At 64.2% G+C, this 19,233-nt stretch carries 21 protein-coding genes; 7 read left to right on the top strand and 14 right to left on the bottom strand.

The features are described from left to right. Positions 1-16: 16 nt before the first annotated feature. Positions 17-1,030: a DUF2891 domain-containing protein gene (locus tag AB7532_RS18275; RefSeq protein WP_441236155.1), complete on the bottom strand. Its 1,014-nt coding sequence runs from the start codon at positions 1,028-1,030 to the stop codon at positions 17-19. Further along, positions 1,027-1,950, bottom strand: coding sequence for a hypothetical protein (locus AB7532_RS18270; RefSeq protein WP_441236154.1), 924 nt, complete (start codon positions 1,948-1,950; stop codon positions 1,027-1,029). Before AB7532_RS18270 ends, AB7532_RS18275 begins: the two co-directional genes overlap by 4 nt. An 89-nt stretch (positions 1,951-2,039) precedes the next feature. Here AB7532_RS18270 and AB7532_RS18265 point away from each other — a divergent pair, with 89 nt between their 5' ends. Next, complete coding sequence (locus tag AB7532_RS18265) at positions 2,040-2,954, top strand: LysR substrate-binding domain-containing protein (protein WP_441236153.1); 915 nt, start codon at positions 2,040-2,042, stop codon at positions 2,952-2,954. Positions 2,955-2,968: 14 nt separating this feature from the next. On the opposite strand, the gene AB7532_RS18260 is transcribed toward AB7532_RS18265, so the two are convergent. The 4 genes from AB7532_RS18260 to AB7532_RS18245 all read right to left on the bottom strand — a co-directional run bounded on the left by AB7532_RS18260 (position 2,969) and on the right by AB7532_RS18245 (position 6,601). After that, positions 2,969-3,931, bottom strand: a complete 963-nt coding sequence (locus AB7532_RS18260) for an aliphatic sulfonate ABC transporter substrate-binding protein (protein ID WP_441236152.1) — start codon at positions 3,929-3,931, stop codon at positions 2,969-2,971. A 55-nt stretch (positions 3,932-3,986) separates the two neighbouring features. After that, positions 3,987-4,940 (bottom strand): aliphatic sulfonate ABC transporter substrate-binding protein, encoded by a 954-nt coding sequence (locus AB7532_RS18255; RefSeq protein ID WP_441236151.1) that lies wholly within the window; start codon positions 4,938-4,940, stop codon positions 3,987-3,989. 258 nt (positions 4,941-5,198) lie between these two features. Then, on the bottom strand, positions 5,199-5,963 hold the full coding sequence (locus AB7532_RS18250; RefSeq protein ID WP_441236150.1) for an MBL fold metallo-hydrolase: 765 nt from the start codon (positions 5,961-5,963) through the stop codon (positions 5,199-5,201). An 11-nt stretch (positions 5,964-5,974) separates the two neighbouring features. Then, positions 5,975-6,601, bottom strand: a complete 627-nt coding sequence (locus AB7532_RS18245) for an MSMEG_1061 family FMN-dependent PPOX-type flavoprotein (protein ID WP_441236149.1) — start codon at positions 6,599-6,601, stop codon at positions 5,975-5,977. Positions 6,602-6,668: 67 nt separating this feature from the next. Between AB7532_RS18245 and AB7532_RS18240 the strand changes: the two genes are divergently transcribed. Both AB7532_RS18240 and AB7532_RS18235 read left to right on the top strand, forming a co-directional pair. Next, the gene (locus tag AB7532_RS18240) at positions 6,669-7,697 is read left to right on the top strand and encodes a DJ-1/PfpI family protein (RefSeq protein WP_441236148.1); all 1,029 of its coding nucleotides are present in this window, start codon (positions 6,669-6,671) and stop codon (positions 7,695-7,697) included. 156 nt (positions 7,698-7,853) lie between these two features. Then, positions 7,854-9,206, top strand: a complete 1,353-nt coding sequence (locus tag AB7532_RS18235) for an FAD/NAD(P)-binding protein (protein ID WP_441236147.1) — start codon at positions 7,854-7,856, stop codon at positions 9,204-9,206. Here the strand turns inward: AB7532_RS18235 and AB7532_RS18230 are convergent. From AB7532_RS18230 to AB7532_RS18205, 6 genes are all read right to left on the bottom strand, one after another. Further along, positions 9,203-9,985, bottom strand: coding sequence for a class II aldolase/adducin family protein (locus AB7532_RS18230; protein ID WP_441236146.1), 783 nt, complete (start codon positions 9,983-9,985; stop codon positions 9,203-9,205). The two genes, AB7532_RS18235 and AB7532_RS18230, sit on opposite strands and share 4 nt — an antisense overlap. 17 nt (positions 9,986-10,002) lie before the next feature. After that, positions 10,003-10,953, bottom strand: a complete 951-nt coding sequence (locus tag AB7532_RS18225; protein ID WP_441236145.1) for an NAD(P)-dependent oxidoreductase — start codon at positions 10,951-10,953, stop codon at positions 10,003-10,005. Positions 10,954-11,136: 183 nt separating this feature from the next. Continuing rightward, the gene (locus tag AB7532_RS18220) at positions 11,137-11,520 is read right to left on the bottom strand and encodes a 4Fe-4S dicluster domain-containing protein (RefSeq protein WP_441236144.1); all 384 of its coding nucleotides are present in this window, start codon (positions 11,518-11,520) and stop codon (positions 11,137-11,139) included. Then, the gene (locus AB7532_RS18215; protein ID WP_441236143.1) at positions 11,517-13,121 is read right to left on the bottom strand and encodes an FAD-dependent oxidoreductase; all 1,605 of its coding nucleotides are present in this window, start codon (positions 13,119-13,121) and stop codon (positions 11,517-11,519) included. Before AB7532_RS18215 ends, AB7532_RS18220 begins: the two co-directional genes overlap by 4 nt. A gap of 397 nt (positions 13,122-13,518) precedes the next feature. Beyond that, the gene (locus AB7532_RS18210) at positions 13,519-13,941 is read right to left on the bottom strand and encodes a hypothetical protein (RefSeq protein WP_441236142.1); all 423 of its coding nucleotides are present in this window, start codon (positions 13,939-13,941) and stop codon (positions 13,519-13,521) included. Next, positions 13,938-14,561 carry a helix-turn-helix domain-containing protein gene (locus AB7532_RS18205; protein WP_441236141.1) on the bottom strand — a complete coding sequence of 208 codons (624 nt, stop codon included), beginning with the start codon at positions 14,559-14,561 and terminating at the stop codon, positions 13,938-13,940. Before AB7532_RS18205 ends, AB7532_RS18210 begins: the two co-directional genes overlap by 4 nt. On the opposite strand from AB7532_RS18205, the gene AB7532_RS18200 reads away from it, so the two are divergent. The 4 genes from AB7532_RS18200 to AB7532_RS18185 all read left to right on the top strand — a co-directional run bounded on the left by AB7532_RS18200 (position 14,547) and on the right by AB7532_RS18185 (position 17,869). Beyond that, on the top strand, positions 14,547-14,729 hold the full coding sequence (locus AB7532_RS18200) for a hypothetical protein (RefSeq protein ID WP_441236140.1): 183 nt from the start codon (positions 14,547-14,549) through the stop codon (positions 14,727-14,729). The genes AB7532_RS18205 and AB7532_RS18200 overlap by 15 nt on opposite strands. 498 nt (positions 14,730-15,227) lie before the next feature. Continuing rightward, positions 15,228-16,235 carry an ABC transporter substrate-binding protein gene (locus AB7532_RS18195; RefSeq protein ID WP_441236139.1) on the top strand — a complete coding sequence of 336 codons (1,008 nt, stop codon included), beginning with the start codon at positions 15,228-15,230 and terminating at the stop codon, positions 16,233-16,235. A gap of 1 nt (position 16,236) precedes the next feature. Continuing rightward, positions 16,237-17,052 carry an ABC transporter ATP-binding protein gene (locus AB7532_RS18190; protein ID WP_441236138.1) on the top strand — a complete coding sequence of 272 codons (816 nt, stop codon included), beginning with the start codon at positions 16,237-16,239 and terminating at the stop codon, positions 17,050-17,052. Continuing rightward, a complete protein-coding gene (locus AB7532_RS18185) occupies positions 17,045-17,869 on the top strand; it encodes an ABC transporter permease (RefSeq protein WP_441236137.1) in 825 nt (274 codons plus the stop codon). Before AB7532_RS18190 ends, AB7532_RS18185 begins: the two co-directional genes overlap by 8 nt. 20 nt (positions 17,870-17,889) lie before the next feature. Here AB7532_RS18185 and AB7532_RS18180 read toward each other — a convergent pair whose 3' ends face one another. Beyond that, positions 17,890-18,756 carry an NADPH-dependent oxidoreductase gene (locus tag AB7532_RS18180; RefSeq protein WP_441236136.1) on the bottom strand — a complete coding sequence of 289 codons (867 nt, stop codon included), beginning with the start codon at positions 18,754-18,756 and terminating at the stop codon, positions 17,890-17,892. A gap of 129 nt (positions 18,757-18,885) precedes the next feature. Beyond that, entirely contained in the window at positions 18,886-19,233 is a 348-nt protein-coding gene (locus AB7532_RS18175; RefSeq protein WP_441236135.1) for a DUF3088 domain-containing protein, read from the bottom strand.

Below are 19,233 nucleotides of genomic sequence, written 5' to 3'. Positions count from 1 at the left end.
CGGCGGAGAGCATCGCTCACGCCTCGTCATCAAGCGCGAGAACAGCAAAGCTCGCGAGCCAGTGCTCGCCCATGTAGTGGCTGGCAAGATGGGGAAGACCCGCGGCCAAATGCGCTTGCGCTGCCTCGTGAGCAATCACGCGCCGCGCATCGCTTGCCGGCAAGGCGCCACCGAGAGAGCGCCAGCACCAGGCCCGGCTGAGATTAAGACCGTCGAGATGGGCGATCTTGCCGTCTGTGCGGTCGGCGACCATCGCGGGACGGAACAGCGTTGCCGGCTGCCTCTCAGCGAGACGCGGCAAAAACCCGTCGAACCAGGGCAAGAACTGGTCCGGCGGCAGCAGGCGCCGCATGCACTCGGCCTCGATCAGGGCCGAGGACTGGAAATCGTCGCCGCTCGGCTCGCCCCAGGCCGGGCAATCGCGGTCCTCGCCATACCAGCGCAGGCCGGTTTCACGCAGCAGCTTCGCCAGTGCTTCGTCCTTGCTGACATCGGCGTAGTCGGCGGCCATGCGCAGGCCAAATGCTGTATTGAAATGCGTGCCGACCCGCACGGGATAAGACGACAACGGCAGGAAGTCGCGAAAGCGCTGAGCGATGATTTCGGCCAGCGGCGCGAGATTGCGGCCCCAGGGATCGTCCGCCTGGAGCGACAGCTCGGTCGCCAGCTTCAAGAGCCAGGTCCAGCCATAGGGCCGCTTGAAACCGCGGGCGGTCGGGCGGGCAAAGTAGGCGCATTCGGCAGCGACCTTGTCGGGGACGAACTGCGCATCGAACAGCGTGCGAATGTCGGGCGCCGCCGCGATATCCGGAAAGCGCCGGAGCAGCCGCGCCAGCATCCAGTAACTGTGGACGCAGGAGTGCCAGTCGTAGCTGCCATAGAAGATCGGGTGCAGCTGGCTCGGCGTGCGGGCGTCCGAATCTTCGGCAAGCGCGTGGTCTACATTGTTGGGGTATTCGCGCCCGACATGGCCGAGCGCGATACCGGCGAACTGCGCAGCGTGCTCGCGGGTGAGACGGGACGTGGTCATGCTTTGGCCTTCTGTTTGTGACGGCCAATCAAAGTCTCGATTAGGCGCGGCAGGATGTAGATCGGAAACTGGGTCGCGGCAAAGTATAGAGCCATGCGTGGCGAAGCGGCAGCGCCGAGCGCCGACCAGACCAGCCCGACATTGCGATTGCCGAGAATGAGCCCGACCGTCAGGCGCTCGGGCAGTGTTCCCGGCAACAACGCGTTACCGGCAATTTGGAGGGCGATGTTGCAAGCGAACGCAAGCGCGGCGCAGAACATTGCGGTCTGCACATCCACGGCGATCTGCGTCCGAATGCCGGCCATGGTCGCCACTGCGAAGACAAGAAGCGCCGCAACGATGATGCCGTCGACGAGGCCGCCATGGGCGGCCAGAACCGGCGCCGCATGCCGGCGGAGCAGGAAGGCAACGCCCTCCGCGCTGCCGATCAACAGCGCCAGCCGAAGCGCAAGCTCAAGCGCGCTGATCTCGAGCCCGCCGAACCAGCCGGCAAGAAGCGGCACGGTGACCGGAGCCAGCACCATGGAGAGGACGGTCACGACGAGTGGCACCGCGCCGTCGAGCCCGAGCATGCGGGCGACCGCGGCCGTGCCGCTGGACGGCGGCGCAGACACGGCGAGCACGATCGCAAGCGCGAGTTCCGGATCAAGGCCGAGAGCTTGACCAGCCGCGCCGATCGCCAACGGACAGGCGACCATGACGACGGCCGGCAACAACACGGACAGCGACGGCCGGCGCAGCGCGGCGACGACAGCCTGGCCATCGATCCGCAGCAGCGTGCCGAGCACGATCACGAAGATCGTGGCCGGCATCAGGGGGCGCGCGAGATCCGCCAGAGCAGGACAGACAAGCCCGAGCAGGACGCCGAACACCAGCAATGTCGGTCCGCGCGGGATGAGGCGCAGGAGTGAGGATCGCATGCGCCCCGTCCAATCGGTTCGTTCGCCCGAATAGACCACTTCCGGCGACATTCTTGAAATCGATTTTTAGTATGCCTATCATTGCTCACATGAATTTAGCTTCCGTCGATCTCAACCTCCTGGTCGCCTTCGAGGCACTGATGGACGAGCGTAACGTGACCCGCGCCGGCGCGCGCATCGGCCTGGCGCAGCCGTCCATGAGCAGCGTGCTGACGCGCCTGCGGGCGCTGTTCGGCGACGAGCTGTTCGTGCGCTCGGCGTCCGGCATGCAGCCGACGGCCAAGGCGCTGTCGCTGGCCCGGCCGATCAGCGACGCACTGGGACAAATCCGGGGCGTGCTGGCGCCCGGATCAGGCTTCGATCCCGCGACAGCCAGCCGGCGCCTGTCGATCGCGGTGACCGACTATGGCGACCTCGTCGTCGTCCCGCCTCTGGTCGCGGCGCTGCGGCGGGAGGCGCGCGGTATCGATCTCGTGGTCCGTCCCATCATCGACGCGGCCGTCAGCGTCGCGAACCTCGAGCACGGAGACGTCGACGCGCTGATCGGCGGCCATCTTCCGGCTTCCGCGCGCATCGCCCGGACCACGCTGTTCGAGGAGCACTTCGTCTGCATTCGCGACGCCAAGCGCGCCAGGCAGAAAGTCCAGCTGACCAAAGACGACTACACCCGCCTTCCCCATGCGCTGTTCTCGTCAGCGGGAGGCGACGGGCTTCCCGGCGCGATCGATACCATGCTGGCCCGGCACGGACGCAAGCGGCGCACGGCGGTTACGCTGGCCCATGTCGTCGCCGTGCCGTTTGCAGTCGCCGGCACCGACCTCGTGGCGACCATGGCCGAGCGCATCGCCCGCCGGTTCGCTTCATCCGCAGGCGTGCACGTCGTTCCGCTTCCCTACGACGTGGAGGTGTTCCCCATCGACCTTCTCCACACGCGCCATGCCATCACCGACCCGGCGCTGCGCTGGTTCATCGAACTGGTCGTTCGTGTCGGCACGAAGCTCTGACGAGAGGGCCGGTACTATCGGCCTGCCGCCACGACACCGGGCGGCACGGCGTCACTGATCTTGATCTCTCTGGGGATCAGGCTCAGTTTGAAGAATGCGTCGGCGATCTTCTGCTGATCGGCGGCGACCTGAGCACTGATCGGCTTTGCACCGAACGACGTGCGCTTGAGGGCCGTCTCGAGGATCGGCGCGGGGATGCTGACCGCCTGGCTGAACTGGGCGGCCACCGCCGGGATATTTGCGTTGATCCGCTCACCCTCCTCGCCCACCGCCGCAAGAATTGCGGCAACGGCCTGCGCGTTCTCGGCCGCGAACGTCTTTGATGACAGGTAGAACTCATGGTTTGCGACGAGTCCCGTCCCGTCCTTGAGCGTGCGGGCATTGGCAGTCGCCTCGGCGGCGGCGCGGAACGGGTCCCAGATCACCCATGCATCGATCGAGCCTGCGACGAACGCAGCCCGCGCATCCGCAGGCGTAAGGAACACCGGCGTGATCTCGCTGTATTGCAGCCCGGCCTGCTCCAACGCCCGGACCAGGAGATAATGAACATTGGAGCCCTTGTTGAGGGCGACCCGCTTGCCCTTGAGGTCAGCCACCGATTTGATGGCACTGTTGTCAGGCACGAGAATGGCTTCGCTGGTGGGAGAACTCGGCTCGTTGCCAACATAGACAAGCGGAGCACCGGCTGCCTGTGCAAACACCGGCGGCGCCTCCCCGGTATGGCCGAAATCGACCGCGCCGACATTCAGGCCTTCGAGCAGTTGAGGTCCGGCCGGAAATTCCGTCCAGGTCACCTTGTAACCAAGCGCCTTGAGCTTGTCCTCGAGTTGGCCGGTCGAGCGCAAGAGGGCAAGCGTGCTCAGCTTCTGGTGCGCGATACGGACGACCTTGTCGGCCGCATGTGCCGGCAAGTTCGAAACGATCCCGGCGATCAGTGCGATCGCGACCCACAACGAACGGCGCTTCTTGATCCACATGTCAAATTTCCTTTCGGTGCAAACGGCGTTCTGTCGGTGACGGAAGCGACCGGCGCTACTGTCCGACCTTCCAGGCCGCATCGGTGACGTTCACCGACTTGGGAATGAGCTTCAGTTTCGCGAACGCATCTGCGATCTTCTGCTGGCCCTCGAGCGTTGCGGCATCGATCGGCCGGGCGCCCGGCTCGGCGCGGTTGACCGAACGCTCGATCACTTCGACGGGAAGGCCGACCTTCGGGGCAAGCTCCGTCGCATATTGCTTGCGGTTGTCCCGGATCCAGACATCGATTTCGTCGACCGCTGCAAGTACGGCCTTCAGCACTGCCGAATTCTGCTCGGCGATAGGGCGCGAGGCCATGTAGAAGGAGACGTTTGGTGCGAGGTCGGTTCCGTCGACGATTTTCTTTGCACCAAGGCTGAGCTCGGCGGCCGCATAATAGGGATCCCAGATCACCCAGGCATCCACCGCGCCGCGCTCGAATGCCGCCCGTGCATCCGCCGGTGCGAGGTAAGCCGGCGTGATGTCGCCGTACTCAAGGCCGTTGGCTTCCAGCGCCCGAACCAGGAGATAGTTGACGTTCGAACCCTTGTTGAGCGCGACGCGCTTGCCCGTGAGGTCCTTGACCGTCGCGATCGTGCTGTCCTTGGGGACGATGATCGCCTCGTTCTTCGGCGACGCGGGCTCGTAGCCAGCGTAGACGATATTCGCATTGGCCGCCTGGGCGAAGATCGGTGGCGCTTCGCCCACGAGTCCGAAATCCGCAGCTCCGACATTGAGGGCTTCGAGAAGCTGGGGCCCGGCCTGAAACTCGGTCCAGGTGACGGACCAGCCGAGCGGCGAGAGCTTGCGCTCGAGGATTCCGCGTTCCTTCAGAAAGATCAGATTCCCAGCGCCCTTCTGGAATGCAATTCGAAATGCCTTGCCATCGGCGCGCGCAGCCGAAGTGACGGCGGCCCCGCCGAAGACGAGGCTGGCCGCGAATAACTGGAATTGCCGACGATCGATCATGCTGCTGCCCCTTGTCGCAACGTCACCCCTCCCCGGACGGGAACGAATGCGCGAGGCATGCCGACCAGGCGCAACTGACGTATCGCTCGACGATATATCGGCGCGCGATCTCATTTGAATTCCAAATTTGGCCGCTGACGAAGGCGATCCTCCCCCGAAATGAATTCAGGACGCAATTTGCATAGCGTGCGGCAACGATCCGGCAGCCGCACATCGCGATGCGGAAAAGCGCCGACGCAATCCGCGCGACCTGCCGCTCTATGTAAGTTGACCGGCCGGCAGCACCAGACAATCGCCGTCCTGCGGGATCATAAGCTGCTGCGGCCCGATTCCATGGTCCCCGGCGTGTTGCTTCAGGTCGACCCGGCTCACGGTCGCATGATCCAGGGAGTCCATATGTGTCGCGATCACCACGGCGCCGGGCGCGAGCCGGCACGTCGCGACCGCTTGCGCCGCGTCCATCGTAATGAGGTCGCCATCCCATTTCGCGCCACAGGGATGGATGACGATGATGTCCGGCCGGCTTTCCGCGATGATGGTCTCGACCGCCGGGTACAGCACGGTGTCGCCGGCCCAATACAGCGACGGCTCGTCCTTTGCCGTGATCGTGAAGCCCATCACTGAGCCCATCTTCTGCAAGACCGGCCCAAGGCCGTGGCTACCCTCGCGTCGCTGGAAGCGGATGTCTTGCCAGACAAAGGTGTCGACGAGAGGCGTGACGTTGCTGAAGCCGTAGGAGCGGATCTTGTCCTCGTCGCCGGGCTGGCAGATCAGCGGCAGATGTTTCGGCACCAGCTCCTGTGCAACGGGATCGAAATGGTCGGCGTGCAGATGCGACACGATGACGAGTTCGACGTCATCGAGGATCGCCTCCGGGCTGATTGGCAGCTCGACCAGCGGATTGGGGGCTCGCCCGGTAAAGGACGGCCTGGAACCCTTCGGCGCGAAGAACGGATCGATCAGCAGCGACTTGCCCAGAATGTCCAATTTCAGCGTCGCATTGCGCAGGAGCGTGAGTTTCATCGTGATTTCCTTCAATAGAGATTGTTGCGTGCATCGGCGTCGATGCGGGCCTCGATATCGGCCGCGCTGGTGCCTGATCCCGTCTGGTCGGCCAGCATCCGTCCGAGCGTCGGAAGCTCGGCGCGATCGAGGCGATAGTCGTCGCTCCACAACCGCGCGCGCTTGAACGCCTTGCTGCAATGGAGGAATACCTCCTGAACGGTGACGATGATCGCGAGCTTCGGCGCCCTGTCGCGCACCGCCATCTGATCCAGCAAGGGCTGAGAGCGTGTCAGGCGTGCCGTTCCGTTGACCCGAAGCAATTCATCTATGCCGGGAATGACGAACAACAGGCCGATGGATGCTTCGGCGAAGAGGTTCTCGATCGTGTCGAGACGATTGTTGCCGGGCCGATCCGGGATGGCCAGATGTTGCGGATCGAGAATGCGGACGAAACCCGGCGCATCGCCGCGCGGACTTACGTCCTGGCCACGGTCAGGGTGCGACGAACCGATGATCACGAGCGGCGACTTCGCAATGAACCGGCAGCAATGCCCGTCGAGCCGGTCGAGCTGCTTGGCGCGAACCAGCGCAGAGGGCTGCGCATAAGGCGGTCGCAGGTCATCCGCGCCGCCAAGATAAGTCAGATCATCGAGCATCAGATGACAAGCTCCTCAAGCCGACGACGAAGCTGAGGCCTGCCCGACCGATTGACCAGTGGCACGAATGCCGGTTATCGTGAAAATAATGCCAAACAATGCCCCCTCGCCGCGCAGGTCCGAAACGTCCCGGCGCAAGCAAACCGTGGCCGTGCTCGCCTATGACGGGGTCAACGCATTCGAGCTCGGCCTCGCGGTCGAAGTCTTTGGCATGGCGACCGACTGGTACCGTGTCGTGATCTGTTCGGAACGACCGGGAAAGCCCCTGAAGGCCAACAACGGCCTCAAGGTCGTCGTTGACGAGGGACTGCGGACATTGTCCCGCGCCGATACGATCATCGTGCCGGGCTCGCTCGATATCATGGACTCCCCGCCTCCGTTGCTGCTCGACGCACTCAGGCGCGCGCACAAGCGGGGCACGCGGGTGGCCTCGATCTGTGCCGGCGCCTTCATCCTTGCCGCGGCAGGCCTGCTCGACGGTCGGCGCGCCACCGCGCATTGGGCGCACACCGAGACCCTTGCGCGGCGGTATCCGCTCACCCAGGTCGACGCCAACGTGCTTTATGTCGAGGACGGCAATGTCATGAGCTCGGCCGGTCGTGCCGCCGGGCTCGATCTATGCCTTCACATCGTGCGTCGGGATTTCGGCGCCGAGATCGCCAATCGTATCGCACAGCGGCTCGTGATTGCGCCGCATCGCGACGGCGGACAGGCGCAGTTCATTCCGCAGCCGGTGCGAAAGGCCGAAGGCGATGTCCTCGCCTCGGTCTTCGTCTGGGCCCAACGCCATCTCGACCGCGACCTGACCATTGCCAATTTGGCATCGCAGGCCGGGATGAGTCGCCGCACGTTCATCCGCCGGTTCGAGGATGCCACCGGGATGTCACCAGGAGAGTGGGTGGTACAGGCGCGCGTGGCCAAGGCGCGCGAGCTGCTGGAGGGAACGCGGCTCCCGGTCGAGAGCGTTGCGACGGAAACCGGCTTCGGCTCGGCGGACACGATGAGGCACCACTTCAGAGCGCGCCTTGGCACAAGCCCTGCACTGTATCGCGCTGCTTTTCGGGCGCCGCTGCGCAGGAGCTCGATCGGAAGATAAAATAATTCCGTCTTGCGCGGTCTTGATAGCAAATAATCTCCGCTTACCGCGCCAAGAGAAAAATGTCGCCATCGTCCGACTATCATCGCATTTGCGGCGTAGAACCAATCGCAGTCCTGCGACGTTGACCAGCCAATCATAACGGGGGGCGGCACGATGGGTCCGGAGGGGCGGCACGCGATCGTCATAGGCGGCGGCGCCAGCGGTGTCCTGCTGGCCTTTCAGCTACTGAAGACGTCTCCGCCCAATTTCCGCGTCACGCTGATCGAGAAGCGCTCCGAGATCGGTCGCGGCCTTGCCTATCATGCAGGCAATCCCGAGCATCTCCTCAACGTACGCGTTTCAAACATGAGCGCGCTGCCCGACGATCCCGAACATTTCTGGACATGGCTGTGCGCACGGCCCGGCGGGCCGCAATGTCCCGATCCCTACTGCTTCGTTCCGCGACAGACCTATGGGGACTACCTTGCCGAATTGATCGCGCCGCTGAAGGCACGCGACGGAGCGCAGGGTCTCACCATCATCCGGGATGAATGTATCGCCATTCAGGAGAATGCATCCGGCGTGACGGTCGCGCTCGCGGAGGGCGCGCCACTCACAGGCACCTTGGCCGTTCTCGCGACCGGCCATGACGCCGCAGCTTCGCGCCTGCCTCGGCACGCCGATCCCTGGGCGTCGCCTGCCGATGCCGGGATCGACAGCAACGCAACGGTGCTGATCCTCGGCACCGGGCTCTCGATGGTCGACTATGTGTTGTCGCTGCTGCGGCACGGTCATCAGGGGCGGATCGTTGCCATGTCCCGCCGCGGCTTGCTCCCGCGCGCTCATCGCCGCGTCGAGGCGATGCGGCTTGGCGAGGGCGAAATCCCGTTCGGCGCGCGGATCGGCGTGTTGCTGAGCTGGTTTCGCCGCCGTATCGCTATTCATGTCGCCGAAGGTGGCGACTGGCGGAGCGCGATCGATGCCGTCAGGCCTTTCACCCAGCGGCTCTGGCAGGAGCTTCCGCCGGAATCCCGGCGTCGATTCCTGGAGCACGCGCGCGCCTGGTGGGACGTCCATCGCCATCGCACGGCACCTGAGGTCGAGGCCCGCATCGCAGAGGCGCTTTCGACCGGACGCCTGACCGTGATCCCGGGCAAGCTCGTCACCGTCGTTCCGAACACGGACCGTGCCCTCGTCCGCTACCGCCGGCGCGGCCGGAGTGAACTCTCGGAGCTCGAGATCGGAGCGATCGTCGACTGTACCGGCATCGTGAGAGACCCCGGCGCCAGCAGCAACCCGGCCGTCCGCAGCTTGCTCGATGCCGGCCATGCCCGCATCGACCCGTTGCGGATCGGCATCGACGTCACGCCGGACTGCGCGATCGTCGATCGACTGGGATCGCCATCGCGACGCCTTTACGCCATAGGCCCGCTCACGCGGGCCGCATTCTGGGAGATCATCGCCGTCCCCGACATCCGCCAGCAATGCGCGGAGCTGGCAGCCCGGATCAGGAACCGTGATCCCTAGTTGAACAGGTCCGGCTCCGCCTCGGTGATCCAGTCCCACAGCGGCTGGAAGCTGAAATAGCCGCCCTTATGCGTGCCGACCTGCCGCGAGGTCAGGCTGGCGATCTCATGCGGGATCGGCTTTGGCGTGCCGGCGGCTTCAGAAAGCAACTGGGCGCGCGCGGCATTGTCCATCGCGATATACCACCAGGCCGCGGCTTCGATGGTCGGTCCGACCGTGAGCAGGCCGTGGTTTTGCAGGATCGCAGCCTTCTTCGATCCCAGTGCCTGCGCGATCTTGCGGCCCTCTTCCGCCTCCAGCACGACGCCGGAGAACGGATCGAACAGCACATGGTCCTCGTAGAAGGCGCAGGAATCCTGCGTCAGCGGATCGAGCAGGCGGCCCAGCGCCGACCAGGCCTTGCCGTAAGTGGAATGGGTGTGGGCCGCCGCGATCACCTCCGGATGCGCGGCGTGGATCGCCGAATGAATCACGAAGCCCGCCTGGTTGATCGGCTTGTCGCCGATCAGGATGTTGCCATCGTGATCGACGAGTTGAAGGTCGGACACCTTGATCTGACTGAAATGCTTCGACAGCGGGTTGATCCAGAACCGCTCGGGAAACTCCGGATCGCGCACGGTGACGTGGCCCGCGAGGCCCTGATCGAAGCCATAACGCGAGAACAGCCGGAACGTAGCCGCGAGCCGCTGCTTGCGGTGCAGCCTTTCTTCCTCAAACGACGCCGCCGGCGTACGCTCGACCAGCGAATATTTCCTGGGCTTCTCGACGACCTTGTTCATGGCATAGGTTCCTTTTTCTAGTATTCGAGGTTCTTGTCGAAGACATCGGCCAACGGCACGCCATGCGCATAGGCGTCGAGGTTCACAAGCGTCTTGTCGGCCAGCCGCTTGACGTCTTCACCACCCGTCCACGACACGTGCGGGGTCAGGACGATCTTGGGGTGGTCGTAGATCGGGTCACCATCCAGCGGCGGCTCGGGATCCGTCACATCGAGCGTGGCGCCGGCGATCCGGCCCTCGTCGAGCGCCTGCAAGAGCGCGGACTGATCGACGATCCGGCCGCGCGCGACGTTGATCAGATGCAGCGATTTCTTCGCTCGCGCCAGCACGTCGGCGTTAATCAGGCGGGCCGTCTTCGTCGTTGCCGGCAGCGCCAGGACGAGATGATCGGAAATCTCGACCAGCTCCTCGATACTATCCACGGGCTGGATACCCGGAAGAACGTATGGCCAGGCCGACCGCCGCAAGACCTTGATGTTGACGCCAAACGGCTTGACGCGCTCGGCGACGGCGCGGCCGATCGCGCCGAAGCCCGCGATCCCGATGGTCTTGCCGCTGAGCGAGCCCAGCGGGGTGATCTTCCATTCCGCGCGATTGCGTGGCCGGATGTGGTGGATACGCTTTTCGAAGCCGAGAATTGCCGCGAGGACATATTCCGCGATCGGATCGGCGGAGATGCCGCGGCCGACCGTGACCACGGGACCGTCGAGCAGCCACGCCGGAAAGAAATCGACGCCCGTCGATGCGGTCTGGATCCAGCGCAAGCCGAACGGCCATCCCGCAGGCTTGTCCGTGGGCGCCTTGGGCCAGCCCGCCAGAGGACGGGTCAGCAGCACATCGGCCTCGGGTGCAACCTCCCACGCCGGGCGATCGACGGGATGATCCATGATCAGCGGTCGTGACCAATGATCGGCCAGCGCGGCACGAACCTCGGCACCAAGCTGATTGACGATGATCGGTGATCGCACGCTAGTGGATGCGCGGCTGCTTTCAATTCGGGGAGTGTTCATGTCACGCGTTCATGATGGCATTGATGCGGACATGCTAGGCGCTCGAAGCAAGATAGTCTTTTCAAAGATCACCGGCATCGGGCAACAACAGGATGACAGCTCTCCACGCAGCATAAGAATTCGTCTCTGCGCGCGGCCACGTTACGTCCCGCCGGTGACGTCAGCCTGCTTCGCTTTCAGCTGAGCCGCAGCTTCGCCGGCGCGGCGAAACACGGTCTCCATCAGCCATTGCTCGTTGGGAAACTGCTCCGCCCATTCATCCCAGCCGGAATGCTTGCGGTATTGGCCGAGCCGCCCGGACGCCAGCACATCCTCCGTGCTCACTGCGACGCGGCGATCGCAATCCGGCGCGACATAGATCGCGTCTGCACGGCAATAGAGCTCGCACATGAAGCAGGTCTGGCAATCCTCGACGCGCGCGAGCACCGGCAGGCCGGCATGGCCGCGGTCGAGCACATGGGCCGGACAGACCTCGATGCAGGCTCCGCAATCCGTGCAACGCTCGGCGACGATGAGTTCGATCATGATGCCACCTCGAGCTGATCGGGTCGGTTGGTTGCGGCTGGACGGTCGAGCGCCACCCAGACTCGATCCAGTCCGCCACTGAGCAGGCGCGCGGCCAATCCGGGATCCTGTGCGGGATAGTCCTCACGACGATGAAGCCCCCTGCTCTCCTTGCGCGCTGCCGCCGTGGCCACCGACCAGCGCGCCGTTGCCAGCAGCGCCGCCGTCTCACGCAGCGCGAGCGTGCCGTCCTGCCCGTGATCCGCCACCTCGCGCCATAGATCCTCGAGCTCGCGCGACGAGGCCGCAAGCCCGGCTCCAGTACGGAACAGATTCTTGTCGAACGGATGCATCTCGGCACGCACACCGGCTCTCGCCGCGGCAACATCGACCGCCTTCGATTGTCCCAGCGGACGAAGCCCGGTCCGGCCAAGCGGCCGGAGTTCGGCGGCGCGCCCCTTCGCACTGCGCGCCACGCGCGCCGCCGCCCGCCCTGCGAACACGCCTGAAGACAGGGCCCAGGCCGAATTGACGTTACCGCCGCCAGAGATCGCGCCGGCCACCTTCTCGCGCGAGGCGTTGTCGCCGGCGACGAACAATCCCGGCACCGATGTCGCGCCATCCGTATCATGCACGCGTACGCCGCCGATCCCGCGGATGGTGCCGTCATTGTGCAGCGTGACTTCGAACCTCTCGCGGTAAGGATCGATGCCCCAGCGGTCGAACACCAGCGGCACGTTCGGCGAGATCGTATGCAGCCTCGCCTTGATGTCGTCGGGCAGACGGTCCAACGAGCAGTAGACTGGCCCGCGTTGCAAAGCCCGCGCAAGGCGGACGGTTTGATCCGGACCGAATGGCAGGTCGAGCTCGTTCCCATCTCCGTCGAAATAGCTCGCAAAGGCATACGCCATGCTGCGCGTCATGGTGGAATGCGCCGGTGCAATGGTGTAGGCGGCGGTGAACTCCATGCCGGACATCTCCGCGCCCGCCTCGGCCGCCATGAGATAGCCGTCGCCGGTGTTGGTTTGCGATCCCAGAAGGTGTGACAGGAAGCTGGTCCCGCCAGCGGCGAGCACGACGGCGCCGGCCTCGATCCGATAGGCCCGCCCGCCATCCTGCCGGCGCAAGCCACGTGCGCCGCCGATCGATCCGTCGGCGCGCGCCAGCAGCTCGAGAACGGGCGAATGATCGAGAACAGTGACGCCATGGCTCAGCACATGCTGGCGGAGCGCCCGCATGTATTCCGGGCCGCGCACCGCGCGGTAGTTCACCCGCCCTTCGTCGTCCGCCTCGAATTTGTAATGGCGGGCGAGCGTCGGCAGCGTGCGCCACGTCTGGTCCAGGATGCGATACATCCATTCCGCCTCGCCAAGGCTGAGGCCGGCGGCGACGCGGTTGGTGACAACAGCATCTCGTGCCGCCGGGGGATCCGGCGGGACCCACCAGTGGCCAGGCCCCGCCGCGGCGGTGACGCCACTGGTGCCGCAATAGCCCTTGTCCGCGAGGACGACCCGCGCACCGGCCTGCGCGGCCGAAGCCGCCGCCCACGCGCCGGCCATTCCACCGCCGACGATCAGCACATCAGTCGCGATCGACAGCTCTTCGAGGGACGACGAAGCCATTGTTCCTGCCTCTGGGCAACATCACCGCAATTCGTCCGCACCTCGGGAAGACCGGGTGCAGGAAGACGACGCCTATCGCGACATGTTTGGGCCGGGCGGTGCGCGCGTCAATGAAAGGCAAAACTCTTTTCGGCACTCGCCGCGAAGGACTCGTGTCGTCATGGCTGATACTGGCGAGACGGTTGTTTCGACGGAGAACAGACTTCTCCCGACGTCACCGCGGACGCGACGGCATTTTCCGGAGATCAACGACCCGACGCCGGCGGCATCTCCAATATTACGGATGCTTATCCGTTATGTCAGGCCGGCAAGCCTCTCATCCTTGCATCGCTTCCATCTTCTTGGACGAAAGCGCGCGAGACGAACATTTCACGATTCACATCCGCAGCAGCTCAATTTATCTCCAATGGCAACGCAAACGAGAGCTTCCTGCTCTGATCCCGGAGAACGACAAAATGAACACAGCAATGCAGATGATGCCCATGCCGATGATGATGGGCGGCATGATGAACCCCGCAATGGCCGGCAACATGATGCCGATGATGAACATGATGGGCATGCCGATGATGATGCCCTGCCAGGTCAAGTGCACCATGACCCCCGCCGGCATGACCTGCGAGATGACCCCGATGGACCCGTCCATGAAGGACATGTTCATGAAATCCTGCGAGAGCATGATGAGCATGATGCAGATGGGCATGCCCATGATGATGTGCTGCGGCGGCATGATGATGATGTGCATGCCGATGAAGGCCGCCTGATCGCTCTCCCGGGAACGATCGACGAAGGGCCGGCCTTGCGCCGGCCTTTGCTTTTTCAACCGGCAGGCTCCGCGTAGGTCATGACGAGGTAGAGAACCGCTTCGCCCGCGATCAGGTTCTTGTAGACGTGGGGCACATCGGCATCGAACAGGATGGCGTCGCCTTCCGTCAGCGTCTGCGGCTTGTCGAGCCCGACCGTGATCTCGACCACGCCCTTGGCGACAAAGAGATTCTCACGCGTCCCCGGCGCATGCGGTTCCGCCGCTTCGCGGTGAAGCGGACCGATCTTCAGCTCGTAGAATTCGACCTGATGATTGCCGTCGAAGGGAAACAGCGCACGCGAGGTGAACTGTCCCTGGCTGGACGTCAGCAGCTTTGCATCGCTGCGACGCAGGACCTTTGGCCCGCGGGGCGCCTCAGTCTGGAGCAAATTGGCGAAGGGGACGTGAAGTGCGCTTGCGACTTTCCACAGCAGCGCGATCGTGGGAACGCTCTTCCCGGTCTCGATCTGGCCGAGCATCGCCCGGCTCACCCCGGATTGCTTGGCGAGCCGCTCGAGCGAATGCCCCTGGCTGGTCCGCAGGCGCCGCAGATTGCGGCCGAGGACGACCGGCAGATCAAGGTCGTTGGAGGATGATGCGTTCGTGTCCGGTGACGAGGCGACGTGTCCGCCGCTCATGAAGCATCCCACCGCACTGGCGACATGACCGGCACCGGCATCCAGACCCAGGTCGGCCAGAACCAGCAGAGCGGCATGGGAGCTCCTGTCGCGAAGGGGCTCATGCCGAAGCTCGGCAACGGCGTGCTCGAAGCTGCAGCCTGTTGCCTGCTCCGCTCCGATCGATAGGCAGCCAGATCGATAATCCGTGCTGAACTCGTGGGCTCTGTCACCTTGTCTGATCCGCGTTCGATTGCGATGCGCAACATCCTAGTTCCGTCATGGCATCCGGCAAGCTGTCGCCGAACAAAACAACACGAGGCCTGTCAAGCGCGGCCGTGTAGCAAAGGCTTCTCGAATTCGCGCATCCTTTAGCGCCGAGCTCCTTTCCCTGTACGTATGGCGGTCGCACGATTGATCGCTCCATGCGCCCTTGCTCCCGCGGCTTCAAGGCGCGCTCCAAATGGCGGGAATCACATTGTCAGCCCGAGAAAACACGTCCTCATTCGCAAGACGATGGGAGAACAGGACGCCTGCGAAACGCCGCCAGCTCAGCGCATTTCTTTCGAAGATCGCGCCGTGACATCAGTTCACTGGACCGGCTGTCGGAATTCCTGACATGTGACCTCAAACGGCCGGAACGATCTCATGCGGCGGCCGACAGAATGTGAACTCGAGAGACACAGAATGATGACTTCCAAGCCCTTTTTTGTGGCCGCGCTCGCGTTGATCGTCGCGACAAGCAGCGTCAACGCGGCTCGCGCCGAGACGGACCAGCTTCGCATCGCCCAGCAATTCGGCATTGCCTATCTTCCGCTCATCGTTGCCAGCGAAAAGGGACTGATCGAGGAGGAAGCCAAGGCGCTCGGGATCACGCCGCCGAAGATCGAATGGCTACGGCTCTCCGGTGCGGCGGCGATGAATGAAGCGCTGATCTCGGGCGGCCTGGATTTTGCGACAGCCGGCATCACGCCGATGATCCTCACCTGGGACAAGACCCGAACCACCGCCAAGATCATCGGCATCGCCGCGCTGGGCTCGATGGCCAATATCCTGACCACCAACAACCCTGACATCAAGACGCTGGCGGATTTCACCGAGAAAGACCGGATCGCACTTCCCTCGGTCAAGGTCGGCTTCCAGCCGATCGTCCTGCAGATGGCGGCGGACAAGGCATTCGGCAAATACGACAAGCTCGACGAGCTCACCGTCAGCATGCCTCACCCCGACGCGACGGCGCAGATCCTGTCGGGACGCTCCGAGATCACCGCCCACTTCACCTCGCCGCCGTTCTCGCAACAGCAACTGGCCAGCGGCAAGGTGCATCAGGTCCTGAACAGCTACGACGTGCTCGGCGGTCCCCACACCTTCAACGTGGTCTATTCCACCTCGAAATTCGTCAATGACAATCCCAAGACGATCCAGGCGTTTGTCCGCGGTCTCGACCGCGCCAACGAATGGATCAAGGCCAATCCGAAGGAAGCCGCCGCGCTTTACATCAAGGCCGAAGGTTCGAAGCTCGCGCCTGACTTCGTCGAGGCAATCATTCGCGACAAGGACGTCAACTTCACGACGGCTCCGGAAGGCGCCCAGAAGTTCGCGGATTTCGAGGCCAAGGTCGGCCTGATCAAACAGGCACCGGCATCGTGGCGGGATCTGTTCTGGTCCGGCCTCGGAGAAAAGCCCGGAAGCTGACATGAACGTCGCTCCGCGGCTGACCGGCCTCGTCGACGGCGGCGCATCGTCGGCGTTGCTCGAACTCGATCACGTCAGCATCAGCTATCCAACCCCGGACGGCGTTCTCACTGCGGTCGAGGACGTCAGCTTCACGATCTCGGCCGGCGAACGGCTGGTGCTGCTGGGTCCGTCGGGCTGCGGCAAGTCCACGCTGCTGCGTGCCGTCGGCGGCTTCCTCAAGCCGAGTGCCGGCGAGCTTCGGATGAATGGCCGACGGATCGGGGCGCCTGGCCCCGACCGCATGACCGTATTTCAGGAATTCGACCAGTTGCTGCCGTGGCGCACGGTGCTCGGCAATGTCCGCTATGCCCTGGAGCGGGGAAAATCATCGTCGCGGCGGGACGCGGAGGGCATCGCGCGTCGCTGGCTCGAGCGCGTCGGATTGAAGAATTTCGTCGATGCCTTTCCGCACACACTATCAGGCGGAATGAAGCAGCGCGTCGCGATCGCGCGCGCCTTCGCGCTGGAGCCGGCGCTGCTGCTGATGGACGAGCCCTTCGCCGCGCTCGACGCATTGACGCGGCGGCAGATGCAGGACGAACTGCTGAAGCTGTGCGAGGAAACCGGAAACACCGCCCTGTTCGTCACCCATGGCATCGACGAGGCCATCCGCGTCGGCACCCGCATCCTGGCCCTGACGCCGCACCCGGGACGTCTAGCCGCCACGTTCGGCGTTCAGCCGGAGGTCCGTGTTCGCGGCACCGCAGCTTTCGCTGAACTGGAACGGCAAATCCAGGAGACCGTGTTTTCTGCTCCGAAAGTCGACCATGTCTGACATCGCAGCCCCAAAACTCGTTCGCTCGCCGGCGCTGCGGCGTGCATTTGAAGGAACGCCCTGGCGGCGTGTCGTCATCCTCGCCGGCTTTGCGCTGGCCTGGGAACTCTATGCGCGCTGGCTCGACAACGCGCTCCTGCTGCCCACCGTTGGCGCGACCCTGTCGGCGCTCTGGTCGGCGATCCTTTCGGGCGAGCTACCCAATCGGACATTGACGTCGTTGCGGGTTCTCGTCACCGGCTACGCGATCGGCGTCGCGATCGCGGCAATACTCACCACGCTTGCGGCCCTGTCGCGTTGGGGGAACGAGGCCCTTGGCCTTTTGACATCGATGTTCAACCCGCTTCCCGCCATCGCGCTGCTTCCCATCGCGCTGCTGTGGTTCGGAGTGGGAACGCCCAGCCTCGTTTTCGTCATCGTGCATTCGGTTCTATGGCCGGTGGCCCTCGCCTGCTATGGCGGCTTCCTCGCGGTGCCGCCGACCCTGCGCATGGCCGGCCGCAATCTCGGCCTGTCGGGCGGGCGGTTCGTCGCGGAGATTCTTGTACCTGCGGCGTTCCCGCAGATCCTGTCGGGCCTGCGGATCGGCTGGGCCTTCGCCTGGCGCACACTGATCGCGGCCGAGCTCGTGTTCGGCGTCAGCGCGCGCTCCGGCGGAATTGGCTGGTTCATCTACACCAACCGCGCGCAATTGGAGACCGCGAGCGTCTTCGCCGGATTGCTCACGGTGATCCTGATCGGTCTCCTCGTCGAGGGCGTGATCTTTCGAACTCTCACGCGGATCACGGTGCAGCGCTGGGGCCAGGTGCAAACCTAGGGCGCGGCTGACCTCTCAGCTCATTTGAGCGGAAATCCCAGCGCGCGCACCTCTTCCACGAGGCGATCCCGGCCATTCAGCGAGCGGACCGAGCCGAGCCGCTTCAGCACGGCCTCGACCCAGCCGATCGCAGGCAGGCCTTCGCCGGCTTGAAAGCCGCGGATCGTCGCGTCGTAGGCCGCGATGCCGGTCTCGTCGCCCGCATCGGAATAGCGCTCGTGATGGATCACGACATCCTGACGCAGGCGCGGCTTGACCTGCGCGGGCCTTGCCGCGTCGGGATAACCGATGCACAGGCCGAAGGCAGCGACCACATTCGGGGGCAATCCCAGCTCTTCGGCGACCGCACCGGGCTTGTTGCGTATCGCGCCGATATAGACCGACCCAAGGCCGAGCGACTCGGCGGCAACAACCGCGTTCTGCGCGGCCAGCGCGGCGTCGATGACGGCCACCAGGAACGTCTCGAGAAACGGCAAGCCATCGTCCGGATGTTCAGATCGTTTCGCCAGCCGCTCGGCCCGCGAGAGGTCGGCCAGCCAGACCAGGAACAGCGGGGCCTCGACAATATGCTTCTGACCGCCCGCGAACTCGGCGAGACGCGCTTTGCGAGCCTGGTCTTCCACCACGACGACGCTCCAGGTCTGGAGGTTCGACGAGGACGGGGCCGATTGAGCGGCCGCCACCAGAGTTTCCACCGTGCGCGGTGGCACCGGATCGGGACGATAGGCCCGAACCGAGCGATGCGCGAGCAGGTTTGCCAGCACGCCGTTCCACGCATCGCCGATCTCGGGCCCATCGTTGCCGTACCGCGCCCGCAACGCCTGCGTCACGGCATCGATCCTGGACGGTCCGGGGACCACTTTCAGGCTGGACTTGGCGTCACTCACGAACTTCTCCTGTCAACCGGCATCACGCTTCGACATCGACCACCACATGATCGGCGAACTTTGCCGGATCAGTAATGGACCTGATGATGGTAGCACGCTTCAGATCGATGGCGATCTCATGGAAGTCTTCTATTGGTGGACATGCGGGAATGCATAGCGATCGGCGAGATAGCGGAGGATTCGCTCCGACGAATCGATGAAACGCCGACCGTTGGCGACGTCCGCGTCCTCAGGCACCGGCCGGCTTTCGTCGAAGACCAGAATCGGAAGCGTTTGATGCTGCTCGCCCAGGATTTCGACGAGTTCTGCTCGCGGGCGCGCAAACGGCAAACGATGCACCTCGATCTGTGTTGCGAGCCCGGGAAACGACGCCAGCAATCCCTCGATCGCATTGCAATGCGGGCAGACGAAGAAGCGTCCCGGCTGCTCCGGATCTTCAAATCCCGGCTTGAGCAGGAACAGGCGATCTCCACTCAT

The organism is Bradyrhizobium sp. 930_D9_N1_4 (genome assembly GCF_052076015.1).
GTDB lineage: Bacteria > Pseudomonadota > Alphaproteobacteria > Rhizobiales > Xanthobacteraceae > Bradyrhizobium.
This window is presented reverse-complemented; position numbering and strand designations above follow the sequence as displayed.